The following is a 23,126-nucleotide window of genomic DNA, read 5'->3' as shown; positions in this document are numbered from 1 at the left end:
GGAGTTTGTTAAATAAAACCTAAGATGTTTAGGCTAAACTAAATTGTTTTCAATTAAATATTCTGCAATTTGAATGGTATTTGTAGCAGCTCCTTTTCTCAGGTTATCTGCTACAATCCACATGTTTAATGTGTTGGCTTGTGTTTCATCACGTCTTATTCTTCCAACAAAAACCTCATCTTTATCATGGGCGTATATTGGCATAGGATATGTGTTGGTATCTGTATTATCTTGCACAACAACGCCAGGAGTTTGGCTTAGTAGTTTACGTACATCAGATAAATCAAAATCGTTTTCAAATTCTACATTTACAGATTCTGAATGACCGCCTGCTGTAGGTATTCTTACTGCAGTAGCTGATACAGAAAAAGTCTTGTCATTCAATATTTTCTGTGGCTCTTTAGCCAATTTCATTTCTTCTTTTGTGTATCCATTGTCTTGAAAAACATCACAGTGAGGTAATGCGTTTCGACCAATAGGATATGGATAAGCCATTTCACCTTCAACACCCGCAATTTCATTTTCTAATTGGCGTACGGCTTTCACACCAGTCCCAGAAACAGATTGGTAGGTTGAAACTACCACACGCTTCATGTTATAGGCTTTATGTAGAGGTGCTAATGCCATAACCAATTGAATGGTTGAACAATTAGGGTTTGCAATAATTTTATCGGCTTTAGTAAGTTCGTTAGCATTGATTTCAGGAACTACTAATTTCTTTGTTGGATCCATTCTCCATGCTGAAGAATTATCAACAACTGTAGTGCCAGCCTCAGCAAATTTAGGAGCCCATTCTAAAGAGGTTTCACCTCCAGCAGAAAACAAGGCGATATCAGGACGCATAGAAACAGCAGTTTCTAATCCAACAACCTTATAGTCGTTTCCTTTATAGGTTAATGTTTTACCCACAGATCTTTCTGATGCAACAGGAATTAATTCAGTCACAGGAAAATTACGTTCTGCAAGAACTTTCAACATCACTTCGCCCACCATACCAGTGGCACCAACAACAGCTACTTTCATTTTTTCTAACTTTTATTCATTTTTGTGAGGACAAAACTAAGTATTAATTCCAGTTTAAAATTTAAAAAAAGCCCTCATTTTAAGAAAACGAGGGCTTTTTAACAAGAAATAACACAATGTTATATATTTAACAAAAGGTTATTTCTTTAATAAATCTCTAATTTCTCCAAGTAACTCTTCTTGAGTTGGTCCTTTTGGAGCTTCTGGAGCTGGTTCTTCTTTCTTCTTCATATTATTAACGCCTTTAACAATTAAGAACATAACAAAGGCTACGATTATAAAGTCTATTACATTAGTTAAGAAAGCTCCCCATAATACAGATACTTCACCCTCAATAACGCCTTCTGCATTTGCAACGCCTTCTTTAACTACCAATTTTAAATCTTTGAAATCTGCATTGAATATCAACCCAATTAGCGGCGACACAATACCTCCGGTAAAAGCGGTAACGACTTCTTTGAAAGCGGCACCCATAACAAAACCAACGGCAATGTCTACAAGATTACCTTTCATTGCAAACTCTTTAAATTCCTTTAACATAATTGTATATTTTTTAGTTAGTGAATTCCAAAAATAGCGAAAAACTTTAACAATTGTTAAAGCCCTTATTTTATATAGCTGCGCTTAACACGTTGAGATATAGAGGTAATCAGTTCGTATGAAATGGTGTTTGCGTTTGCGGCTAAAGTTTCTGCAGAAGGGTTTGTACCAAAAACAATCACTTCATCGCCTTCCTTACAATCAATATTGGTAATATTAACCATTATCATGTCCATGCATACATTACCAATAATGTGAGCTCGTTTACCATTAATTGTTACAAAACCTACTCCGTTTCCATATTGTCTGCCTATGCCATCGGCATGGCCAATGGGTAGTGTTGCTGTCTTTAATATTCCTTCACTTATGTATCCGCGGTTATACCCAACCGATTCTCCTTTTTCAATATGATGAATTTGTGAAATCACGGTTTTCAAGGTACTTACGGGGGTTAAGAACTGGTTTTCCTTTTCTGAATTGCCAAAACCGTATAAACCAATGCCGCTTCTTACCATATTAAAATGGGCTTCGGGATAGTTTAAAATCCCAGAAGTATTACAAATATGACGCATGGGGTTATAGTCTAAATCTGCCGTTAAACTATCGGCAATTTGTTTGAAGGTTTCAATCTGGTTTAAAGTGAAGGATTTTTCGTTTAAATCTTCACTCGCCGCCAAGTGCGAAAGTACAGAGGCTACCTTAACCGTTTTGGTGTTTTTTACTTGCTCCAAAATAAAACCGACATCACTTTTTGAAAAACCTAAACGGTTTAAGCCGGTATTAAATTTGATATGAATGGGGAAGTCCGTAATTTTTTCCTTCGTGGTTAAGTCTATGAATTCCTTGATAATTTTTCTGTTGTAGAGACTCGGTTCTAACTCGTGTTCTATTAGAGATTTGAAGTTCACCTTTTGTGGATGCAATACCAATATGGGTAAAGAAACACCAGACTTACGGAGGGCAATTCCCTCACTAATATATGCTACTGCAAAATAGTCAACACCTAAATCTTGCAAGAAATTGCCAATTTTACACGCCTCACTGCCATAAGCAAAAGCTTTAACAACAGCTAAAAATTTGGTGTTAGGAAGCAATTTTGATTTAAGATGTTCAAAATTCTGTTGTAGCGCTTTTAAGTTAATCTCAAGCACCGTTTCTTGTGCTTTAGGCATTAGAATCTTTGGTTTTAGAATGCACCTCTTGGGCATCATTAACTTTCAAGTTTCTTACCTTATCTCGTGTCATGGCCTTATAATAGGCTGCTCTACTCAAAGGTTCATATTCATTGACTTCGCCTAACAAAACAATATTGGCATTTTTATTTTTTCGGTAACTGTATTGGGCCAAGTTCCCAGTTCTAGTACATACGGCATGTACTTTGGTGACATACTCAGCAGTGGCCATTAAGTTAGGCATGGGGCCAAATGGATTGCCTTTAAAGTCCATGTCTAATCCAGCTACAATAACCCTAACACCCTTATTGGCTAGGTCATTACAAATACGTACAATTTCATCATCAAAAAACTGAGCTTCGTCTATACCAACAACATCACAGCCATCAGCCAAAATAGGAATATTAGCGGCAGCAGGTACGGGTGTTGACCTTATTTCATTGGCATCATGAGAGACAACCATATCTTCATTATATCTGGTGTCTAGCGCAGGTTTGAAAATCTCAACTTTTTGCCTTGCAAATTGTGCGCGTTTTAGTCTACGGATGAGTTCTTCTGTTTTTCCAGAAAACATGGAGCCACAGATAACTTCTATCCAGCCAAATTGTTCTTTATGATTTACTGTATTTTCAAGAAACATTTCGTAATTTTATCATGGAGCTTATTTCAACTTTTAGATTGAAGCAAAAATTTGGCAATTTGTAATTCGTTAAAGGCTTTTTACTTAAACAGCAAGGCTAGAAAAATAGTAAAAAGTCCAAAAGTCATGCAAAAAGGCAATTTTAAGCCAATAAATAAAGTTTAAACGAGTTCATTAAACATAGCAATTATTCGTTTGTATAAAGGTGGCGTAAATTTATTAAAAAACAAAAACCTGTAGCGCAATAATTTAAAAATAAAAAACAATGAAGAAGAAGTTAGAATCTGAACTTGTAAAAATAGCACATAGAATCCTTAAGTTGGAGGGTAAAGAAGATGTGTTAAAAATGCATGCTGAAATTTCTCAGCTTTATGAGACGATATCTGTGTTAAAATTTGCTCATGAAAATTTTGAAGATGAATTCCCTAAGATTGGCAATAACTCTTCTTTTTTCGGAATGCTTGGAACAGCGTTTAACAACAAGATTAGCGATAATATAGAAGTGGAGGACAAGATTTACGTTAATATGGATGTTGAACGTGATGAAATTACTATTCCAGCTATGGCAAGAATAAAGGATATGTTGCAGCATATGCCAGATGACCCTCAGGATATTGAAACCGTTTTTGAAGAAGCGATTCCCAAGGAAGAGACTAAAACGGATGATTTAGATGACATAACGGCTGGATTTAAAAACATGCCTATTTTCGACCCTGTTTCTTGTGATGCCGGGACTGTTGAAAATGAAAACAAATCATTGAATGATAAATTAAAAGGCGGCGGCCTCAACATTGGTCTTAATGATAAAATTGCGTTTATAAAGCATTTATTTGAAGATAAGAGCGAAGATTATGACCGTGTGCTTTCTCAACTAAATACTTTTGAGACCCTTGATAATGCTTTAAGCTTTATTCAAGATGTTGTTAAGCCAGACTACAATAATTGGCAAGATAAAGAAGAGTTTGAAACTCGTTTTTTGGAAATTATAGCGGCTAAGTTTAATTAACTGTTTTATTTAATCACTTAAAAGGGCATCGTTTTGGATGCCTTATTCATGGCTTAAAACATACAAGCCAAACAGATCATTCAATACATATTACATGAGTAAACTGTTTATAGTTCCAACACCCATTGGTAACTTAAAGGATATCACCTTTAGAGCTATTGAAGTATTAAAAGACGTTGATTTAATCTTGGCTGAGGACACGCGCACCTCGGGTAAGCTATTAAAGCATTTTGAAATTTCAACCCCTATGCAATCCCATCATATGCATAATGAGCATAAAACGGTTGAACACATTATTGAGAAATTAAAAAGCGGAACTGTTGTCGCCTTAATAAGTGATGCGGGAACGCCGGCTATCTCAGATCCAGGATTTTTATTGTCTCGGGCTTGTATTGAAAATAATATTGAAGTGGATTGCCTACCAGGTGCTACGGCCTTTGTACCGGCATTGGTGAATTCTGGACTGCCAAATGATAAGTTTGTGTTTGAAGGTTTTTTACCTGTGAAAAAAGGGCGCCAAACGAGATTATTACTTTTGGCAGAAGAAACGCGCACCATTATTTTTTATGAAAGCCCCCATAAATTAGTGAAAACATTAGGGCATTTTTGTGAATATTTTGGTGAAGACCGGCCGGTTTCAGTTTCCAGAGAATTAACCAAACTATTTGAAGAAACCATTCGCGGAACGGCCAAAGAAGTTTTAGAATATTACACCAATAAACCACCTAAAGGAGAAATAGTGGTTGTTGTTGGAGGAAAAAGTAAGTAGAATTTTAAACGTAAAAATGAATATAGAAGCTTTCAAAACTAAATTAAGGAATACACCAGAACAGCTTAACTTTTCTGAAACCATGAGTGTTGTTGATGAAAATTATGAGTTTATGCCAACAGCTTTTAAAAATGGTAATTTAGAAAATGAAGCAGGACAAAACTCAGGGTCTTGTAAGCTATTTGCCTTTGCAAAAGTTCAAGGATTTACTAAAGAAGAAACACTGGCTTGTTTTGGGCAGTTTTATTTTGATGACGTATTAAAGGAGCCAGAAGGAGACGGACATCAAAATATTAGAAACTTCATGAAAACAGGATTTGAAGGGATTGCTTTTGCGGGAGAGCCATTGAAGCAAAAATAAAATGTCATTTGGAAGGCAAAATAACTGAAGACATCTTTTGAATTATAGTTATATTTTATAAGATTGCTTCGTTACTCGCAATGACAAAATTTATTAAGTCATGAAGCAACTACTGCAGGAGATTGAACAATGTGCTATATGTAAAGAATATTTACTTTTAGGTCCGCGTCCTGTAGTTCCCGCACACCCAGAGTCTAAAATTGTAATCATTGGTCAAGCACCAGGAACAAAAGTTCATGCATCAGGTATTCCCTGGGATGATGCCAGTGGAAAGCAATTGCGAAAATGGCTCAAAGTTTCAGAAGTAGATTTTTATGACGAGACTAAGTTTGCTATTATCCCTATGGGCTTTTGCTATCCAGGAAAAGGAAAAACCGGCGACTTACCTCCAAGACCAGAATGTGCCCCACAGTGGCATAAACCACTTTTTGATGCATTTAAAAAGGTGGAGTTGGTGATTTTGATTGGTATGTATGCGCAAAACTATTATTTAGGAAAAGCAGCAAAGAAAACACTAACTGAAACCGTAGATAATTTTGAAGAATACTTGCCAAAATACCTACCGCTACCGCATCCTTCCCCCAGAAATCGGTTTTGGCTGACTAAGAACCCTTGGTTTGAGGTTGAGGTGTTACCAGAGTTACAAAAAAGAGTTGCAAAGTTGGTATAGTTTCCGTCATTACGAAGGAGGCACGACTGAAGTAATCTTTTAGATTGGAGTTCTAATCATTAGATTGCTTCACTATGTTCGCAATGACGCATAGATTCGTCATTACGAAGGAAGCATGACTGAAGTAATCTGCCAAATTCAATTTCCATTCATGAGATTGCGTCGTTCCTCGCAATGACTTTTGGTTTGAAGTTGAGGCATTGCCGGAGCTTCAAAAAAATCATTAATAGGTTGGTATAGTTTTCGTCTTTACGAAGGAGGCACGACTGAAGTAATCTGTTAAATTGTCGTTCCTTTCATGAGATTGCTTCACTATGTTCGCAATGACGAAAAAATAGACTCAACTCTATCATTTTAAAGTAATTAGTATATTTACTGATGAACAAATCTTATCTATACTTCATGACCAATAAAAACAATACCGTTATATATATTGGTGTGACAAGTGATTTGGTAAAACGCGTATATCAACATAAAACTAAAACTTATAAAGGATTTACTGCCAAGTATAATTGCGATAAATTGATCTATTTTGAAGAGTTTTCAGATATAAATCGGGCTATAGCGAGAGAAAAACAATTAAAATCAGGTAACAGGAAACGAAAGGAAGATTTAATAAATTCTAACAATCCAGATTGGAGTGATTTATCTGAAGGCTGGCTTTTCTATTTTGACTAACGTCATTACGAAGAAAGCATGACTGAAGTAATCTGTTAAATTGTAGTTCTTTTCATGAGATTGCTTCGTACCTCGTAATGACGGTTAACCATATAATTATCGCCAGTTCTTTTCATACTTTAATTAACTTTATTGCTTGTGGTCATGATACCTTTAGCAATAACATTCATTTTAAACATGTTTCCCTTTCTCCCAACCATGTTTTCCTAAATATTGTTCCCCGCTTTCCACTGCACCGCCTTCTATAGAGGTTCCCATAGAGTCGTTCCATCGATTCAAATAGCCAAACAAAGAAATAACGCCGAGCATTTCAACAATTTCGCCTTCATCCCAATGTTCATATAAACGTTTTTTAATGGCTTCATCAACACCGTTTGGTACTTGGGATGCAGCTAGACTAAAATCTAAAGCAGCACGCTCAGCATCGTTGAAAGCTGGATGTGTTTTATAGTCCCATATATTGTCTAGTTGCTCCTGTTCGGCACCATAACGTTCTGCAGCTCGTATGGCATGTGCTTGACAATACCGGCAGCCTGTTGCATTGCTTGATACCCAAGCAATCATCCGTTTTAGGGCTGAGGTTACGCGACCTTCATTTGCCATAACGGCCTTATTTAAATTAATAAAAGCCTTGCTAATTGCAGGCCTGCGCTGCATAGTGAGTACTGAATTAGGGCAAAAACCCAAAGTTTCATTAAAGAATTCTGCTAATTCTTTGGTTTCTAAATCATGATTGGCAGATAAAGGCATTACTAAAGGCATATGTTATTTTTTTTAATAGTATTTTTGAAATTACAATTAACGAAAAATAATTAAAAGATATGGCAGTTGAGGTAACTACTACATGGTTGGGAGATATGCGTTTTGAAAGCACAAATCCATCTGGGCATAATTTGTTTATTGATGCAGGAGAAGAAAATGGAGGTAAGAGCGAAGGCTATAGACCTAAAGCCTTAATGCTCTCTGGATTAGCTGGGTGTTCAGGGCTAGATGTGGCCGCTTTAATTAAGAAAATGAAATTAGAAGTTGATGATTTTAAAATAGAAACAACGGCTAATCTTACGGATGAACATCCTAAAATTTATGATAAAGTAGCGTTAAATTTTCATTTTTACGGGAGTGCACTGAATGAGAAAAAACTTCAAAGGGCTGTAGATCTTTCAATTGAAAAATATTGCGGCGTAATGGAAATGTTTCGTCAGTTTTCAGAACTTGAAATAGAAACTCATTTTCACGTTAAATAAAACGTTTTACACCAATTATTCCATTTAATTAATTGCTAGTTTTTAATGCGCTGGACCTTCAAGCCTAAACCGCAAGCTGATAAAGTTGAAGCTTTACAAAAGGCACTGCAGATTGATACTGTTTTGGCTGCTTTATTAGTTCAACGCGGTATTGAAAACTATGAAGAGGCTAAGAAGTTTTTCAGACCTAGTTTGGATGATTTACATGATCCGTTCTTAATGAAAGATATGGATAGCGCGGTAAATCGGATTGAACAAGCCATTGCAAATAATGAGCAAATTTTAGTCTATGGTGATTATGATGTTGATGGAACCACATCGGTTGCGTTAATGTCATCCTACTTAAAAACAAAGCATCCTCTTGTTTATACTTACATACCGGATAGATATGATGAAGGTTATGGTGTATCTTATAAAGGAATAGACTTCGCTTCAGATAATGATTTCTCTCTTATTATTGCTTTGGATTGCGGTGTGAAAGCCATTGAAAAAGTGGCTTATGCCAAGACCCTAGGCGTTGATTTTGTGATTTGTGACCATCATAGACCGGGTGATGAAATTCCTGATGCCATAGCTGTATTAGATCCTAAACGAGAGGATTGCGACTATCCGTACAAAGAATTATGTGGTTGTGGTGTTGGTTTTAAATTAATTCAAGCTTTAGCTTCTCGAGAAGGAAAAACAGCTCATGATTTAACTGCGTATTTGGATTTAGTAGCCACAGCCGTAGGAGCGGATATCGTTCCTATTGATGGTGAAAATAGGGTCTTGGCCTATTTTGGATTACGTGTTATTAATGCCAATCCCCGGCCAGGAATAGAAGCTATTTTAAACCAAGTAGATAAGTCTGAGTTAACCATAACGGATGTGGTGTTTATCGTTGCGCCGCGTATTAATGCTGCGGGACGTATGAAGCATGGTAGTTACGCTGTGACTCTATTAACTGAGCAGGATTCAGAAATGGCGGAAAAATATGCTGCTGAAATTAATGATTATAACCTAGACCGAAGAGATGCAGATAAGCGGATTACTGAAGAAGCGCTTCAACAAATTAAAGATGACAAGGAAGAGCACCGGAGTACTACAGTTGTTTACCGTGAAGATTGGCATAAAGGTGTTATTGGTATTGTGGCTTCTAGACTAACGGAAACCTACTACAGACCTACCTTGGTATTTACAAAAAGTGAAAATAAATTGGCAGCCTCGGCAAGATCAGTTAAAGGGTTTGATGTTTATAATGCTCTTGAAGCTTGTAAAGCATATATTGAACAATTTGGTGGTCATAAATATGCAGCAGGTTTAACTTTAAAAGAAGAGAATTTTGAAGCCTTTAAACAGGCTTTTGAAGAAGAGGTTGCAAAAACCATTGATCCGAGACTGTTGGTTCCTGAAATCAATATTGATGCTCAAATAGATTTAAACAATATTACACCCAAGTTTTATAGGATTTTAAAGCAATTTGCGCCGTATGGTCCTAGTAATATGACGCCCGTTTTCATGTCCAATGACCTTAAGGACACAGGTTATGGGAAATGTGTTGGTGCTGATAAGACACATTTAAGAATTACCGTGAAACAATCTAAGTCATCACAAAATTTTGTTTGTATTGGCTTTAATATGGGCGATAAGCTTGATTTAATATTGCATGAAAAACCATTTAAAGCCGTTTATTCAATTGATGAAAACGAGTGGCAGGGGAATGTATCCCTTCAGTTAAAACTTCGAGATATTCAAGATTAGGTTATGACGAAACAGGATCCATATGCGGCACTTCGCATCAAGGAATTTAATATCTTTTTATTCATGCGTTTGTTACTGGTTTTTGGCTGGTCTATGCAGTTTATTGTTATAGAATGGCAAGTGTATAGCTTAACTAAAGATCCTTTGTCATTAGGTATTATTGGTCTTATGGAAATTATTCCTGCTTTCACCATGGCACTGTTTGCGGGGCATATAGTGGATAAAAGGGAAAAAAGAAACTTGTTGGCTTTATGCATAGCGGCTTTTTCGTTGATTAGCTTGGGCTTGTTTTTGCTTACATGGCCTAAGATTGTCGCAGGATGGTCAACAAGTAAGATACTTTATGGAATTTATGCTTTGGTTTTTTTTGGAGGCTTTTTACGCGCTTTTTTTGGACCCACTATTTTTTCCTTAATAGCACTCATTGTACCTAAAAAAATATATCCCAATGCTGCAACATGGAGCACAAGTACTTGGAAAACGGCAGCCGTTTTAGGGGCGCTTTTTGGTGGATTCTTTATCAGTTGGTTAGGGGTTGATAAAACATTGTGTTTGGTGTTTATTCTTGTAGTGTTATCCTTTATTTTAACATTTCAGATTAAAAAGAAACCTATATTAAACAAAAAAGTTGGTGAGCCAATAGCGGATAGTTTAAAAGCAGGCGTAACCTTTGTATTTAATAATAAAGCTATTTTGGGCGCTTTGACTTTAGATATGATTGCCGTCTTATTTGGTGGTACTGTTGCTATTTTATCTGTTTTTGCTCAAGATGTACTTGAGGTAGGCAGTGAAGGTTTTGGAATCATGAATGCTTCAATTTCTTTGGGTAGTATAGTAACCATGTTTGCTACCACGTATATTCCAATTAGTCATAAGACCGGTAAGAAGTTATTAATATCTGTGTTTATTTTTGGTATTAGTATTATAGGTTTCGGCTTATCAAATTTGTTTTGGGTAAGTGTTTTAATGCTATTTATTAGTGGCGCAGCTGATGGAGTTTCCATGATTATACGGCAAACTATATTACAGTTAAAAACTCCAGATGATATGCGTGGACGTGTGTCTTCTGTGAATTCCATGTTTGTTGGGTCTTCAAATGAATTAGGAGCCTTTGAAAGTGGCGTAGCAGCAAAAATTATGGGGCCTGTTGCTGGAGTTGTGTTTGGTGGTTGTATGACCTTACTAACAGTTTTGACTATTGGTGCTAAAAATACTGTGTTAAGAGATTTGGATTTAAGAGATGATATGAATGCCTATGAAAATGAGGACTAATATTTTTTCAATGCCATAGTTTTACCATCAAAAACGCCGTAGGTAAAGTATTGAATCCAATCGCCTAGATTGATATATTTTGAGTTTTCACTAAGATCAATATCCAAAGGCAAGTGCCTATGGCCAAACACAAAATAATCGCGATGTTTGTTTTCTAATTTGCGTTTGCAATATTGCACAAGCCATTCATTGTCTTCACCCAAAAATTTAGCATCATCATCACCCGATATGAGTTTGTTTTTAACAGATAAGTGTTGTGCCATACGAACGCCTAAATCGGGATGTAACCATCTAAATAGCCATTTACAAAACGGATTAGTAAACACTTTTTTCATGCGTTTATAACCTTTGTCACCAGGGCCTAAGCCATCGCCATGACCTATAAAAAAGGTTTTGTCATTAAAGGTGAATTCCTCGGGTTTATGGTAAACAGGAATGTTTAACTCTTCTTCAAAATACCCATTCATCCATAAATCATGATTTCCTACAAAATAATATATCGGGATGCCAGAATCACTTATTTCTGCTAGCTTGCCTAAGGTTCTCGTAAAACCTTTAGGAACAACAGTTTTGAATTCCATCCAGAAATCAAATAAATCGCCTAGAAGAAAAATAGCCGCAGCATCTTCTTTTATTTCATCGAGCCAAGCAACGAATTTTTTTTCACGCGGGAAAGAAGCCGCTCTGGTAGGTGCTCCCAAGTGATTATCTGATGCGAAATATATTTTCTTTCCTTCTGGAATTTGCATGTGTAAATATAGTTTTTTGACACGAAATAACGCTAATAAGATTTACCTAATGCTAAGAACCGGCTATAGCATTCAAAAATGAAAACGATAGCGCATCATAAGTAGTGACCACTTCGTTACATTATGATTGCAACTCAATGAAGATATAGGATGTTGAAACCTATGGTTTGCTCCTTAACGGATTTTTAAAAATAAGCATTTTAATATTTTCCCTGGAATGATAAACGGATTTACTCTAAGCAACCTTAGGTTTGGTTGTAAACCTAAGGTTGCTCAAAATAGAATATTTTTTGCGGTGTTTTAATTGCCGTATTCTTTCACAGCATCAATAAACGCTTTGGCATGATCTAGTCCAATGTTTGGTAAAATACCATGACCAAGATTTACTATGTATTTGTCTTTACCGAAATCGTTAATCATTTGATGTACCATTTTCTTAATTTCCGCAGGTGGCGAAAACAGACGTGTTGGGTCAAAATTTCCTTGAAGTGTAATATTACCTCCGGTTAAATAACGTGCATTTTGAGCAGAACAAGTCCAATCTACACCAAGGGCAGAAGCGCCAGATTTTGCCATTTCTCCAAGCGCAAACCAACACCCTTTTCCAAAGGCGATAACTGGAGCGTCTTCTTTTAAAGCATCAATGATTTGCTGAATATATTGCCATGAAAATTCTTGATAGTCGACAGGGGATAGCATGCCGCCCCATGAATCGAAGACTTGTACAGCATTACAGCCGGCTTTCACTTTTTCTTTAAGGTAGGCAATAGTTGTATCGGTAATTTTTTGCAATAACTGATGTGCGGCAATTGGATTGGTAAAGCAAAATTCTTTGGCTTTGTCAAAGTTTTTGCTGCCTTGCCCTTGCACGCAATAGCATAGAATAGTCCATGGTGAACCTGCAAAACCAATCAAAGGTATTTCATCATTAAGCTTTTCTTTGGTTGCTTTGATGGCTTGATATACGTAATCTAGTTCAACAGTAACGTCTGGAACAATAACATTATCCACATCTTTTTGTGAGCGCACAGGGTTTGGTAAATATGGGCCAAAATTTGGTTTCATCTGTACCTCAATATTCATGGCCTGTGGAATGACTAATATATCGCTGAACAGTATTGCGGCATCCATGCCATATCTACGGATAGGTTGTACGGTAATTTCACTGGCTAATTCAGGTGTTTGACAACGGGTAAAGAAATCATATTTCGCCTTAATTTCCATGAATTCTGGCAAATAACGTCCTGCTTGACGCATCATCCAAACTGGCGGACGGTTTACGGTTTCTCCTTTTAGTGCTCTTAAAAATAAATCGTTTTTTATCATACCGTTATAAGGTTTCTCCTTTAACTATGAAGCTTGTTTTTATAGAATCTATTTTTAGATTTTCAAAACGTTTTCTTTTATCATCTTTAGTAAAGCTGACAAAATCTTCATGAGATGGAAAGGATATAAAATGTATTTCAAAAGGCCTTTCACCTTCAAGTTCAATATAATCTTCTTCTTTTGGTCTTATTCTATAAATTAACTTACCGTTATAATCTTTTAAAATAGGAAGAACCGATGCTTCATATGTTTTAAAAACATCTTCCTTTCCTTCATTTATAAACATTAAGGCCGTTAAGTAAATCATCAAACATAATGTTCATTCACAAGTTCAATCACACTCTCAACAGTGGGTACTTTTGCGATACGAACATCTTTAAAATGCTTTTTAGCTTCTTTCGCTGTAGTTTCTCCAATACAAAAAGCAATCACATCTATAGTATTGTTTTTCACAAAACTTTCCACGGTTGACGGGCTATAGAACATGGCACTTTCAACAGAGTCAGCCACCTTATAACTATCATATTTAGTTTGGTATGCTTCAACTTCGTTGACTTTAATATTGTTTTCACTTAGTACAGTTGGCAAGGCGTCCAGTCTAATGTCACTACAGAAATATGTTACTTCTGTTCCTTCAATAAATTCTACTAAGTATTCTGCCAGCTTTTGTGCATTTTTTTCTGTATGCGCAACTTTTCCAATCTTGTTTTCAACTAATCGTTTGGTTCTTCTACCTACACAATAAATATTTTTAAATTGTAATTCAGTAGCCGAAAAATTAGCGGTTAATGCTTCTACTGCATTTTTACTGGTAATGACAACGTTTTGAATTTCATTTCTTAAGAAACGCGGATGAATACGATTCAAACTAATTTTTATGAAATCAGAACTTTCAGGAACTACCTTTTCATGAAATAATAAGCGCTGGTCATCTGTGAAAGACTTTGTTGAAAACACATTGGTTTTCTTATTGGAATATTTAATCTTATCCATGAGACGCTTACCACCGCGTTCAATAACAAAATCGGCACAATATTGAGCCATATCATTATGTTCACCCAGTTTTTTAACGCGTGTAACATCAATTCTTTTAGAGCCGTCTTCACTTAACAGAACGCCCTTAAAATTAACTTCTTCGTCTTTAATATAGGCCAAGGCCCCTATAGGCGCTGTACAGCCACCCTCTAGTTTATTAAGAAATTCACGTTCAATAGTAGTGCAAATTTCAGTTTCTTCATGGTTTAAAGCAGCACAGGCTTCTTTGGCAAAGTCATCGTCTTCTAAAGCGGTAATCATAATAGCGCCTTGTGCAGGAGCAGGAATCATCCAATCTAAATTAATGGCTTCTTCTGGTCTAATACCAATTCTCCCAATACCTGCAGCAGCGAAAATAGCGCCGTTCCACACATTATCTTGAAGTTTTTGTAAACGTGAATTTACATTGCCTCTTAAATCTGTAATGGTATGCGTTGGAAATCTGTTTAGCCATTGGGCACGGCGACGTAAGCTACCTGTAGCAATAACGGCATGTTTAGCTCCTAGAAATTCTTCATTATCTTTAAATACCAAAGTATCATTGACATTGCCACGTTTTAAAACGGCCGCTTGAACAATACCTTTTGGTAAAACCGTTGGTACATCTTTCAGGGAGTGTACAGCAATATCTATATCATGATTTAACATGGCGATATCTAAGGTTCGGGTAAATATTCCGGTAATGCCTAATTCGTATAAAGGTTTATCTAGAACTAAGTCACCAGTAGATTTTACGGGAACTAATTCTGTCTTGTGACCAGCATCTTCTAGTAATTTTTTTACAATGTTAGCTTGCCATAGTGCTAATTCACTATCGCGTGTGCCAATTCTTAAGGTTTTAGACATTGGATTTTTGAGATTGTTCTAACTGAAAAACTTTTTTTATAAGTTCCAGACTTTCATCAGTAGATACGTCATCATCTTTTAAATGATGTGCAAAATGATTGGTAATTTTTTGAATAATTTTAGTACTGATTATTTCAGCCTGCTTTTCATTAAAGTCAGACATTTTTTTGCGTTGTGTATCCAGTTCAGCAGTGGCAAAATCAGTCAATTTATGTTTTAACGCTTTTATAGTAGGAGCAAATTTTCTGGTTTCTAACCAGCTGTTAAATTCAGCTTTAACTTCTTCTATGATAGCTTCAGCAGATGGAATATGCGCTTTACGCGCTTCTAATGTTTCATCAGTAATTTTAGAGAGATGATCTAAATGTACTAAAGAGATGTTGTCCAGTTCCTTAACATTTTCATTGACATTTTTAGGAATGGATAAATCTAAAATTAAAAGTGGTTTTTTAGTTTGAATGATGTGCTTGTCAATCGTTGGGCGTTGGGCGCCTGTTGCTACAATCAATATATCAGAGGCGCTAACTTCTTCTTGTAAATTGGCATAATCTTTAACTATTAAATTGAATTTTCCTGCAACTTGTTCAGCTTTGGTTTTTGTTCTATTAATAAGTGTAATATGCTCATTCTCGGTGTGCTTGACTAAGTTTTCACAGGTGTTTCTGCCAATTTTTCCAGTACCGAATAACAAAATATTCTTATTTGATACATCTTGCACATTATTAAAAATGTATTGTACTGAGGCAAAAGAAACTGATGTGGCACCAGAAGAAATGTTAGTCTCGTTTTTAATGCGTTTACTGGCTTGTATTACAGCATTAACCAAACGCTCAGTAAAATGGTTTAATAAACCATATTTTCTGGATAATTTTGTGCTTGTTTTTAGCTGACTAATAATTTCAAAATCACCTAGAATTTGACTATCCAAACCAGAGCCTACACGAAACATGTGCGCAATAGCATCTTTGTTTTTGTATATATAGGCAACATCACGAAATTCTTCAACAGTTCCGTTTGTGTTATCACAAAGCAATTGTATTAGTTGATAGGGGTGCTGCGCAAAACCATAGATTTCTGTTCTGTTACAGGTAGATGTAACTACTAAACTCTCTATGTCGTTTTCTTTGGCTTGTTCCAGAAGTAAGTGCTTAGACTCCTCATCTAAACTAAAGCGTCCTCTTATATCAGCATCGGCTTTTTTGTAACTTAAGCCAATGGCATAAAAGTAACTACTACGTGAAATGTTATACTTCTGCATGCTATACCTGAAATTGTGAAGCAAAAATATATGGATGACATAGAAAAAAGTAACGCTGAAAGAACTTTTAATATCGTTTTTTGTTTTTTAGCGATGTTTTTGGGGAAAACATGCTAAAAGTCATATTTTTGTAGAGAATTAGGCAGGTTTGAATTGTTTAATTTAGAACGAATCTAAATAAAAGAAGAATGAGTCAAGATTTAAATAAAGAAAAAAGTGTCGCTGAAAGTTCATTCGATGAAACATTAGTTGAAGACGGCGTTTTAGTATTGGCTTATAAAAATGAAACTAATGAAATGCAATCTGCTGCAAAAGAAATAGATAGTGATTATATTCAGTTTCATTTTTGCGTTAAAGGGTCAAGTCAGTTTGTTTTTAATGAAGGGCGCTACCGATTAAATATATTGGAAGAGAATTCTTTGTTGTTATATAATCCGCAGCGTGAGCTTCCTATAAATTTAGAAATTAACCCACATTCTTGGATGGTTTCCATTTTAATATCAATTAAAAAATTTCATAGTTTTTTTTCTCATGAAGCCGATTATATTACGTTTTTGAGCGGAGACAATAGGGACAAAAAGTATTATAAAGATGGCGTGATTTCCCCTTCTATGGCTATCGTATTAAATCAGCTTATAAATTACAACCTCAATTCGTCTATAAAACCTTTATATTTTAAAGGAAAGGCTTATGAATTGTTGAGTTTATACTTTAATAGAAGTGAAGATGCGAATATTGAGCAATGTCCGTTTTTAGTAGATGAAACGAATGTCATTAAAATCAGAAAAGCAAAAGACATAGTTGTTTCGCGAATGGCAGAACCGCCAAGTTTACAAGAACTAGCCGATGAAATAGGTTTAAGTCTTAAAAAACTTAAGGAAGGCTTTAAACAAATTTATGGAGATACGGTTTTTAGTTTTTTATTTGATTATAAGATGGAAGTTGCTCGTAAACTTTTAGAAGCGGGAAATGATAATGTCAATGAAGTGGGCCATAAAGTAGGTTACAGCACTTCAAGCCATTTTATTGCTGCTTTTAAAAAGAAGTATGGCACGACCCCTAAAAAGTATGTCATGTCATTGGGGTAAAATACTAGAATTGTAATTAAAGTTAACTTAGCCCTACTAAATGTGATATAAAACCTAATATTATGAAATACTTAAGCCCAGAAATTGAAGCTTTTTATAAAGGTGTTAATAATAAGTCTTTAGCACGTACCAATGTGTCTTGTGGTATTTTTCAGGAGTGTGATTATAACGAAGAACGTCCAAAGCTTTATCATCCGGAACAGATTGAAAAACCAAAACAGTAATTATTTGGTACTTCATATAATCATTGCAATTTGTGTCGTATTTTTGTAATGCTAAAAAAATGATATGAAAAAAGGAGTACTACTTGTCAATCTAGGTTCACCAGATAGTCCAGAGCCAAAAGATGTTAAAAAGTATTTGGGCGAATTTTTAATGGATGAACGTGTTATTGATGTGCCTTTATGGGCCAGAACCCTTTTAGTTAAAGGTATTATTTTAAACACAAGACCTAAAGCTTCAGCAAAAGCCTATAAGAAAATATGGTGGGAAGACGGTTCGCCCCTAATTGTATTATCTGAAAAGCTTCAAGAAAAAGTACAAGAAAAAGTTAAATACCCTGTGGCTTTGGCCATGCGATACGGCAGCATGACACTTAAAAAAGGCCTTCAAGAATTGGTTGATCAAGGTTGTACTGAGATAAAAACCATTCCGTTATATCCACAGTTTGCTATGGCAACTACCGAAACCATTGATGTTAAAGTAGACGAATTAGTTACTGAATACTTTCCGCAAGTAAAAATAACACGAACTCCAGCTTTTTATAAAAGAAAGGATTACATAAATGTGCTTTCCAAAAGTATAGCAGAAAAACTGGATGGTTTAGATTACGAGCATATCCTTTTTAGTTACCATGGTGTTCCTGAAAGGCATATTCGTAAAAGTGATATCACCAAAGGCAACTGTAAAATGGATGGCAAATGCTGCTTTAAAAAAGGAAGTGAACAGCATGAGTTTTGTTATCGTCACCAATGCGAAATTACCACGGTAAATGTCGCTAAGGCCTTAGGCTTAAAAAACGGTACGTATTCTACTTCATTTCAATCTAGACTAGGTTTTGATCCATGGTTACAGCCTTATACAGATCGTACTATAGAGCGCATGGGAAAACAGGGAATCAAAAAAATGGCTATTGTTACACCAGCATTTGTAAGTGATTGTTTAGAGACCCTTGAAGAAATCGCTATGGAAGGTGAAGAAATTTTCCATGAAGTTGGTGGAAAAGAATTTACTGTTATTCCATGCTTAAATGACCGTGAAGATTTTGCCCAAGTTATTGCTAACATGGCAGAAGAGTGGGCAGTAGTTAACAAGCCATTAACCGTTTAATGGCTAAAATATCGTCACAAGATTTAGGCACACTTCCTATTACAAAACTTCTTATAAAGCAAGCTATTCCTGCAGCCATAGGAATACTTGTGATGTCTTTAAATATATTAGTTGATACTATTTTTGTAGGGCAATGGATTGGTTCTACAGCTATTGCTGCTATTAATGTGGTGTTGCCAGTCTCTTTTTTTATTGCAGCCCTAGGTATGGCCATTGGGGTTGGAGGTTCTTCAATAATTTCTAGGGCCTTAGGTGCAAACGAAAAGTCAAAAGCCTTAAAAACATTTGGGAATCAAATTACGCTTACACTAGTACTAACCATAACCATGGTGATTTTTGGTTTGGGGTTTGTAGATGAGATTGTACCTGCTTTTGGAGGAAAAGGAAATATTCTCGAGCCTGCTAAAATTTATTATATAATTGTACTATACGGAGTGCCTTTTTTGGCGCTTTCTATGATGGGTAATACCGTAATTCGGGCTGAAGGAAAGCCTAAATTTGCTATGTATGCCATGATGATTCCATCTGTTGGTAATCTTGCTTTAGATTACCTATTTATTAATCTCTTAGATTGGGGAATGGCCGGAGCTGCTTGGGCAACAACAATAGCTTATGTATTATGTTTTGCATTTATTTTTTGGTTTTTCTTATCTAAAAACTCTGAATTAAAACTAAAAAGGTGTCACTTTGGTTTAAATAGATCCATTGTTTTGGAAATAGGCTCTTTAGGTTTTGTGACTCTTGCGCGGCAGGCTATTGTTAGTGTGACTTATTTGCTCATGAATAATATTTTATTCGATTTGGGTGGCGAATCTTCGGTCACTGCCTATGCCATTGTGGGGCGCATGCTCATGTTCGCATTATTTCCTGTTTACGGTATTACTCAAGGCTTTTTGCCTATAGCCGGATTTAACTATGGTGCTATGAAATATAATCGGGTCAAGGACACTATTTTTATTGCCATAAAATATGCCTCAATATTCGCGACGGTTGTTTTTGTCCTGCTCATGGTGTTTCCTGAAGCTATAACTAAATTATTTACTAATGATAGTCAGGTGATTTTAGAAACGCCTCCTGCCATGCGCTGGGTTTTTGGGGTTACGCCTATTATTGCTGTTCAACTTATAGGTGCGGCCTATTTTCAAGCCATTGGAAAAGCCAAGCAGGCCCTATTGCTTACTTTGTTAAGACAAGGCTTTTTCTTTATCCCTCTTATTTTCATCATGCCCATCTTTTATGGTGAGCTTGGTGTGTGGATGGCATTTCCAATTTCAGATATTTTAGCCACATTAGTAACGGCATATTTTCTAAATAGAGAAATTATTAAGAACTTGAACCCAGAAATAAAACGCTTGAAAAGCACGATTTAAGTTATGGACTACTACTTCTATTTTAAGGCCTTTCATTTAATTTTTGTTATCACATGGTTTGCCGGGTTGTTTTACATTCCTAGGTTGTTTGTGTATCAAATTGAAGCTTTTGATAAGCCGTCTCCAGAAAAAGAAATACTAGGCAAACAGCTTAAGTTAATGGCAAAACGCTTATGGTTTATCATTACATGGCCATCATCAATTTTAGCATTATTATTTGGTTTGGTTTTGTTCTATTTGAATCCTACCCTTATTTATATGGATTGGATGCAGGTGAAAATTGGTTTCATCCTCTTGTTATTTATCTACCACTTAATAACCCATAAATACTACAAACAGTTACAAAGAGATGATGTTCGGAAAACCTCCAGTTTCATGCGTATATGGAATGAAGGTGCTACTTTTATTTTGTTTGCCGTGATATTTTTAGTCATTCTAAAGAGTGCCATCAATTGGATTTGGGGTATCGTTGGCATTTTTGTACTGGGATTATTAATCATGTTAGGTTTTAAGATGTATAAAAATTTCAGAGATAAGCATCCGGACGCCTAAACCTAATGTGTTCGTTTTTTTTGACTCCAGCTTTTCGGTAATTAGAAGTTTTTTAAAAAGGCAATCAAGTATTTCAGCATTGCAGTAAATGGCAAGACAGTAAAGACTAAGTTTTACTTTATCTTTTTGCACTAATGTGTTTGGTGTGATTATTGTTATATTTAGTGTCGATTAAAATTTCAAAAAAATAGCTATTGAAACTAAAAACTTTATCCTTACGTACACGCATATTTATTGCCATGATTCTTTTGGTTATATTCGGATCTGTACTTATTTCGGCAGTCGCTATTTATCAATATAAAGAACAAAGTGCAGATTATCACAGGGGCCGTTTAGAGCGTAAAGAAGAGAATATTCAAACCCATTTAATGCGGGTTTTAAATGGTAGGCAAAATACTTGGGAAGTTAAAACAGAAAACATCCCCTATATTTTCAAAGAAGAAATTTATAATATAGCCGACATTCATAAGCTTCAAATTAATTTGTATGATTTAGAAGGTAATCTGCTTATTACCTCTAAAGCTGGGTTTCAAAATAATTATGCTGATACATGTTTGGATGCTGCGGTTTTAAATGCTATTTCAAATACCGCAATGCATAGATATGTAGATAAGCACAAAGAGAATGGCGAAACGTTTCAATCTTCGTATACTTTTATTACAGATCAAAAATCTAAATCTTTAGCCATCCTAAATATACCGTATTTAGAAAAAGATGATTTTCTAGATAAAGAACTTCAAGAATTCTTAACCCGAATTGGTTATGCGTTCATGTTGGTGTTGCTTATGGCTATTGGGATTGCTTTTTTGCTTTCAAAATATATTACAAAATCTTTAAAAACGATTAGTGATAAAATTAATGCCACGCGTTTAGAGCGTTTAAATGAAAAGATTGAGGTTAATGATACAAGTGAAGAGATTTCTACCTTAGTGAACTCCTATAATAGTATGATTGATGAGCTTGAAGAAAGTGCAGTGCAATTGGCGAAAAGTGAGCGTGAGCAGGCTTGGCGAGAAATGGCAAAACAAGTGGCACATGAGATTAAAAACCCGTTAACCCCTATGCGATTGACGGTGCAAAATTTTCAACGTAAGTTTAATCCTGAGGATGAAAATATTCATTTGAAAGTTGATGAATATACCAAGACCTTAATTCAGCAAATAGATACTATGAGTTCTATTGCCTCAGCATTCTCAAATTTTGCAAAAATGCCTGCACAGCAAAATGAAACACTTAATGTGGTGAAAATAGTGAAATTGGCTTTAGATATTTTTAATGAAGATTACATTATTTTTTCAGCTGATGCTGAGGAAATTATAGCTAAATTTGATAGAACGCAACTTATAAGGGTAGTTACAAATTTGGTTAAAAATGGCATTCAGTCCATTCCAGATAACCAAACACCAAAAATAGAGATTCATGTTGGTCAAGATAAAGGTGATGTGATTATTACGGTATCAGATAATGGCTCAGGGGTGTCTGAAGAGAATAAAGACAAAGTATTTGAGCCTAAGTTTACGACAAAATCAAGTGGTATGGGGCTTGGTTTAGCTATGGTTAAAAACATATTAGAAACCTATAAAGGCGGTATTTCCTTTGTTTCAGAAAAAAATAAAGGGACAATATTTAAAGTGACATTTCCAAAAGAGTAAATCATGACATACAATAATCTGCACCTAGAACAAAACAATGGGATTACTATAATTACCATTGACCGTCCTAAAAAATTAAATGCCTTAAATAAGGAAACTATTCATGAATTGCATGAAGCCTTTGATGCCGCTAATGCCGATGACGATACGAAAGTTATAATTATTACAGGAAGCGGAGAAAAAGCTTTTGTAGCAGGTGCAGACATTAGTGAATTTGCAGATTTTGAGGTTGGTGAGGGTATAGATCTAGCTGCAAAAGGCCAGGCAGATTTATTTGATTTTGTAGCAAACCTTTCGACTCCCGTTATTGCTGCAGTAAATGGTTTTGCCCTTGGAGGCGGACTTGAATTGGCTATGGCTTGCCATTTTAGATTAGCAAGTGATAATGCTAAATTAGGACTTCCAGAAGTGTCTTTAGGTCTTATCCCTGGTTATGGTGGAACGCAACGCTTACCACAATTAGTAGGTAAGGGGCGAGCAATGGAGATGATTATGACAGCGGGTATGATAGATGCTAAAACAGCATGTGATTATGGATTGGTAAATCATGTGGTGGAGCAAGAAGCCCTGCTCCCTACTTGCGAAAAAATTGCGATGAAAATAGGAGGTAATTCATTAGTGGCTATCAGTGCTGCTATAAAAGCCGTTAATTCAAGTTTTGACAATGGAGTTAATGGTTTTGATGTGGAAATTCAGGAGTTTGGAAATTGCTTTGGGACCGATGATTTTAAGGAAGGAACCACAGCGTTTTTAGCAAAAAGAAAAGCTGATTTTCCAGGTAGCTGATGTTTTACCGCAGTTGGTTT

General features: G+C 35.7%; 25 protein-coding genes. 15 read left to right on the top strand and 10 right to left on the bottom strand.

The features are described from left to right. Window positions 1-33: 33 nt before the first annotated feature. From IE051_RS05880 to IE051_RS05865, 4 genes are all read right to left on the bottom strand, one after another. On the bottom strand, window positions 34-1,023 hold the full coding sequence (locus IE051_RS05880) for an aspartate-semialdehyde dehydrogenase (RefSeq protein WP_189359842.1): 990 nt from the start codon (window positions 1,021-1,023) through the stop codon (window positions 34-36). Between the two features lie 138 nt (window positions 1,024-1,161). After that, window positions 1,162-1,563, bottom strand: a complete 402-nt coding sequence (gene mscL, locus IE051_RS05875) for a large conductance mechanosensitive channel protein MscL (protein ID WP_189359841.1) — start codon at window positions 1,561-1,563, stop codon at window positions 1,162-1,164. A gap of 65 nt (window positions 1,564-1,628) precedes the next feature. Next, the gene (gene alr / locus IE051_RS05870) at window positions 1,629-2,735 is read right to left on the bottom strand and encodes an alanine racemase (protein ID WP_189359840.1); all 1,107 of its coding nucleotides are present in this window, start codon (window positions 2,733-2,735) and stop codon (window positions 1,629-1,631) included. Beyond that, on the bottom strand, window positions 2,728-3,375 hold the full coding sequence (locus IE051_RS05865) for a thymidine kinase (RefSeq protein WP_189359839.1): 648 nt from the start codon (window positions 3,373-3,375) through the stop codon (window positions 2,728-2,730). Before IE051_RS05865 ends, alr begins: the two co-directional genes overlap by 8 nt. A gap of 265 nt (window positions 3,376-3,640) precedes the next feature. Between IE051_RS05865 and IE051_RS05860 the strand changes: the two genes are divergently transcribed. From IE051_RS05860 to IE051_RS05840, 5 genes are all read left to right on the top strand, one after another. After that, window positions 3,641-4,381, top strand: coding sequence for a DUF8457 domain-containing protein (locus IE051_RS05860; RefSeq protein WP_189359838.1), 741 nt, complete (start codon window positions 3,641-3,643; stop codon window positions 4,379-4,381). 94 nt (window positions 4,382-4,475) lie between these two features. Continuing rightward, entirely contained in the window at window positions 4,476-5,150 is a 675-nt protein-coding gene (gene rsmI, locus IE051_RS05855) for a 16S rRNA (cytidine(1402)-2'-O)-methyltransferase (protein WP_189359837.1), read from the top strand. 16 nt (window positions 5,151-5,166) lie between these two features. After that, window positions 5,167-5,511 carry a HopJ type III effector protein gene (locus IE051_RS05850; protein WP_189359836.1) on the top strand — a complete coding sequence of 115 codons (345 nt, stop codon included), beginning with the start codon at window positions 5,167-5,169 and terminating at the stop codon, window positions 5,509-5,511. 100 nt (window positions 5,512-5,611) lie between these two features. Then, window positions 5,612-6,181 carry a uracil-DNA glycosylase family protein gene (locus IE051_RS05845; RefSeq protein ID WP_189359835.1) on the top strand — a complete coding sequence of 190 codons (570 nt, stop codon included), beginning with the start codon at window positions 5,612-5,614 and terminating at the stop codon, window positions 6,179-6,181. Window positions 6,182-6,559: 378 nt separating this feature from the next. Next, the gene (locus IE051_RS05840) at window positions 6,560-6,859 is read left to right on the top strand and encodes a GIY-YIG nuclease family protein (RefSeq protein ID WP_189359834.1); all 300 of its coding nucleotides are present in this window, start codon (window positions 6,560-6,562) and stop codon (window positions 6,857-6,859) included. Between the two features lie 171 nt (window positions 6,860-7,030). Here IE051_RS05840 and IE051_RS05835 read toward each other — a convergent pair whose 3' ends face one another. Beyond that, on the bottom strand, window positions 7,031-7,621 hold the full coding sequence (locus tag IE051_RS05835; protein ID WP_189359833.1) for a carboxymuconolactone decarboxylase family protein: 591 nt from the start codon (window positions 7,619-7,621) through the stop codon (window positions 7,031-7,033). A gap of 59 nt (window positions 7,622-7,680) precedes the next feature. On the opposite strand from IE051_RS05835, the gene IE051_RS05830 reads away from it, so the two are divergent. The 3 genes from IE051_RS05830 to IE051_RS05820 are packed head-to-tail and all read left to right on the top strand — an operon-like array spanning window position 7,681 to window position 11,115. Continuing rightward, window positions 7,681-8,103, top strand: coding sequence for an OsmC family protein (locus IE051_RS05830; RefSeq protein WP_189359832.1), 423 nt, complete (start codon window positions 7,681-7,683; stop codon window positions 8,101-8,103). A gap of 45 nt (window positions 8,104-8,148) precedes the next feature. Further along, a complete protein-coding gene (gene recJ, locus IE051_RS05825) occupies window positions 8,149-9,843 on the top strand; it encodes a single-stranded-DNA-specific exonuclease RecJ (protein WP_189359831.1) in 1,695 nt (564 codons plus the stop codon). 3 nt (window positions 9,844-9,846) lie between these two features. Continuing rightward, window positions 9,847-11,115, top strand: coding sequence for an MFS transporter (locus IE051_RS05820; RefSeq protein WP_189359830.1), 1,269 nt, complete (start codon window positions 9,847-9,849; stop codon window positions 11,113-11,115). Here the strand turns inward: IE051_RS05820 and IE051_RS05815 are convergent. The 5 genes from IE051_RS05815 to hemA form a co-directional block, all read right to left on the bottom strand. After that, window positions 11,112-11,864, bottom strand: coding sequence for a UDP-2,3-diacylglucosamine diphosphatase (locus IE051_RS05815; RefSeq protein WP_189359829.1), 753 nt, complete (start codon window positions 11,862-11,864; stop codon window positions 11,112-11,114). The two genes, IE051_RS05820 and IE051_RS05815, sit on opposite strands and share 4 nt — an antisense overlap. Window positions 11,865-12,164: 300 nt before the next feature. Further along, window positions 12,165-13,190 carry a uroporphyrinogen decarboxylase gene (gene hemE, locus IE051_RS05810; RefSeq protein ID WP_189359828.1) on the bottom strand — a complete coding sequence of 342 codons (1,026 nt, stop codon included), beginning with the start codon at window positions 13,188-13,190 and terminating at the stop codon, window positions 12,165-12,167. Between the two features lie 4 nt (window positions 13,191-13,194). Next, a complete protein-coding gene (locus IE051_RS05805; protein ID WP_189359827.1) occupies window positions 13,195-13,497 on the bottom strand; it encodes a DUF1330 domain-containing protein in 303 nt (100 codons plus the stop codon). Next, a complete protein-coding gene (hemC, locus tag IE051_RS05800; protein ID WP_189359826.1) occupies window positions 13,497-15,071 on the bottom strand; it encodes a hydroxymethylbilane synthase in 1,575 nt (524 codons plus the stop codon). Before hemC ends, IE051_RS05805 begins: the two co-directional genes overlap by 1 nt. Next, window positions 15,064-16,329, bottom strand: coding sequence for a glutamyl-tRNA reductase (gene hemA / locus IE051_RS05795; RefSeq protein ID WP_189359825.1), 1,266 nt, complete (start codon window positions 16,327-16,329; stop codon window positions 15,064-15,066). Before hemA ends, hemC begins: the two co-directional genes overlap by 8 nt. 188 nt (window positions 16,330-16,517) lie before the next feature. Between hemA and IE051_RS05790 the strand changes: the two genes are divergently transcribed. The 7 genes from IE051_RS05790 to IE051_RS05760 all read left to right on the top strand — a co-directional run bounded on the left by IE051_RS05790 (window position 16,518) and on the right by IE051_RS05760 (window position 23,106). Continuing rightward, window positions 16,518-17,417, top strand: coding sequence for a helix-turn-helix transcriptional regulator (locus IE051_RS05790; protein ID WP_189359824.1), 900 nt, complete (start codon window positions 16,518-16,520; stop codon window positions 17,415-17,417). Between the two features lie 62 nt (window positions 17,418-17,479). Continuing rightward, window positions 17,480-17,641: a hypothetical protein gene (locus IE051_RS05785; protein WP_189359823.1), complete on the top strand. Its 162-nt coding sequence runs from the start codon at window positions 17,480-17,482 to the stop codon at window positions 17,639-17,641. Between the two features lie 64 nt (window positions 17,642-17,705). After that, window positions 17,706-18,746, top strand: a complete 1,041-nt coding sequence (gene hemH, locus IE051_RS05780) for a ferrochelatase (protein ID WP_189359822.1) — start codon at window positions 17,706-17,708, stop codon at window positions 18,744-18,746. After that, window positions 18,746-20,116 (top strand): MATE family efflux transporter, encoded by a 1,371-nt coding sequence (locus IE051_RS05775; protein ID WP_189359821.1) that lies wholly within the window; start codon window positions 18,746-18,748, stop codon window positions 20,114-20,116. The genes hemH and IE051_RS05775 overlap by 1 nt, the downstream gene beginning before the upstream one ends. A gap of 3 nt (window positions 20,117-20,119) precedes the next feature. After that, the gene (locus IE051_RS05770; protein WP_189359820.1) at window positions 20,120-20,668 is read left to right on the top strand and encodes a CopD family protein; all 549 of its coding nucleotides are present in this window, start codon (window positions 20,120-20,122) and stop codon (window positions 20,666-20,668) included. 194 nt (window positions 20,669-20,862) lie between these two features. Continuing rightward, window positions 20,863-22,320 (top strand): sensor histidine kinase, encoded by a 1,458-nt coding sequence (locus IE051_RS05765; protein ID WP_189359819.1) that lies wholly within the window; start codon window positions 20,863-20,865, stop codon window positions 22,318-22,320. A 3-nt stretch (window positions 22,321-22,323) separates the two neighbouring features. Beyond that, entirely contained in the window at window positions 22,324-23,106 is a 783-nt protein-coding gene (locus IE051_RS05760) for an enoyl-CoA hydratase/isomerase family protein (protein WP_189359818.1), read from the top strand. The last annotated feature ends 20 nt before the right edge of the window (window positions 23,107-23,126 follow it).

It is taken from the genome of Algibacter mikhailovii (genome assembly GCF_014651495.1).
GTDB classification, from domain to species: Bacteria; Bacteroidota; Bacteroidia; order Flavobacteriales; family Flavobacteriaceae; genus Algibacter_E; species Algibacter_E mikhailovii.
The sequence above is the reverse complement of the archived record's forward strand: the minus strand, read 5'-3'. Positions and strand labels throughout refer to the sequence as shown.

Coding starts and splice junctions, on each gene's coding strand:
- IE051_RS05830 (WP_189359832.1), top strand. CDS start 7,681: ATGGCAGTTGAGGTAACTACTACATGGTTGGGAGATATGCGTTTTGAA.
- IE051_RS05815 (WP_189359829.1), bottom strand. CDS start 11,864: ATGCAAATTCCAGAAGGAAAGAAAATATATTTCGCATCAGATAATCAC.
- mscL (WP_189359841.1), bottom strand. CDS start 1,563: ATGTTAAAGGAATTTAAAGAGTTTGCAATGAAAGGTAATCTTGTAGAC.
- IE051_RS05850 (WP_189359836.1), top strand. CDS start 5,167: ATGAATATAGAAGCTTTCAAAACTAAATTAAGGAATACACCAGAACAG.
- hemC (WP_189359826.1), bottom strand. CDS start 15,071: ATGTCTAAAACCTTAAGAATTGGCACACGCGATAGTGAATTAGCACTA.
- IE051_RS05785 (WP_189359823.1), top strand. CDS start 17,480: ATGAAATACTTAAGCCCAGAAATTGAAGCTTTTTATAAAGGTGTTAAT.
- hemA (WP_189359825.1), bottom strand. CDS start 16,329: ATGCAGAAGTATAACATTTCACGTAGTAGTTACTTTTATGCCATTGGC.
- IE051_RS05835 (WP_189359833.1), bottom strand. CDS start 7,621: ATGCCTTTAGTAATGCCTTTATCTGCCAATCATGATTTAGAAACCAAA.
- IE051_RS05860 (WP_189359838.1), top strand. CDS start 3,641: ATGAAGAAGAAGTTAGAATCTGAACTTGTAAAAATAGCACATAGAATC.
- hemH (WP_189359822.1), top strand. CDS start 17,706: ATGAAAAAAGGAGTACTACTTGTCAATCTAGGTTCACCAGATAGTCCA.
- IE051_RS05880 (WP_189359842.1), bottom strand. CDS start 1,023: ATGAAAGTAGCTGTTGTTGGTGCCACTGGTATGGTGGGCGAAGTGATG.
- IE051_RS05840 (WP_189359834.1), top strand. CDS start 6,560: ATGAACAAATCTTATCTATACTTCATGACCAATAAAAACAATACCGTT.
- IE051_RS05845 (WP_189359835.1), top strand. CDS start 5,612: ATGAAGCAACTACTGCAGGAGATTGAACAATGTGCTATATGTAAAGAA.
- IE051_RS05775 (WP_189359821.1), top strand. CDS start 18,746: ATGGCTAAAATATCGTCACAAGATTTAGGCACACTTCCTATTACAAAA.
- hemE (WP_189359828.1), bottom strand. CDS start 13,190: ATGATAAAAAACGATTTATTTTTAAGAGCACTAAAAGGAGAAACCGTA.
- IE051_RS05790 (WP_189359824.1), top strand. CDS start 16,518: ATGAGTCAAGATTTAAATAAAGAAAAAAGTGTCGCTGAAAGTTCATTC.
- IE051_RS05805 (WP_189359827.1), bottom strand. CDS start 13,497: ATGATTTACTTAACGGCCTTAATGTTTATAAATGAAGGAAAGGAAGAT.
- rsmI (WP_189359837.1), top strand. CDS start 4,476: ATGAGTAAACTGTTTATAGTTCCAACACCCATTGGTAACTTAAAGGAT.
- IE051_RS05770 (WP_189359820.1), top strand. CDS start 20,120: ATGGACTACTACTTCTATTTTAAGGCCTTTCATTTAATTTTTGTTATC.
- IE051_RS05820 (WP_189359830.1), top strand. CDS start 9,847: ATGACGAAACAGGATCCATATGCGGCACTTCGCATCAAGGAATTTAAT.
- alr (WP_189359840.1), bottom strand. CDS start 2,735: ATGCCTAAAGCACAAGAAACGGTGCTTGAGATTAACTTAAAAGCGCTA.
- IE051_RS05865 (WP_189359839.1), bottom strand. CDS start 3,375: ATGTTTCTTGAAAATACAGTAAATCATAAAGAACAATTTGGCTGGATA.
- IE051_RS05760 (WP_189359818.1), top strand. CDS start 22,324: ATGACATACAATAATCTGCACCTAGAACAAAACAATGGGATTACTATA.
- recJ (WP_189359831.1), top strand. CDS start 8,149: ATGCGCTGGACCTTCAAGCCTAAACCGCAAGCTGATAAAGTTGAAGCT.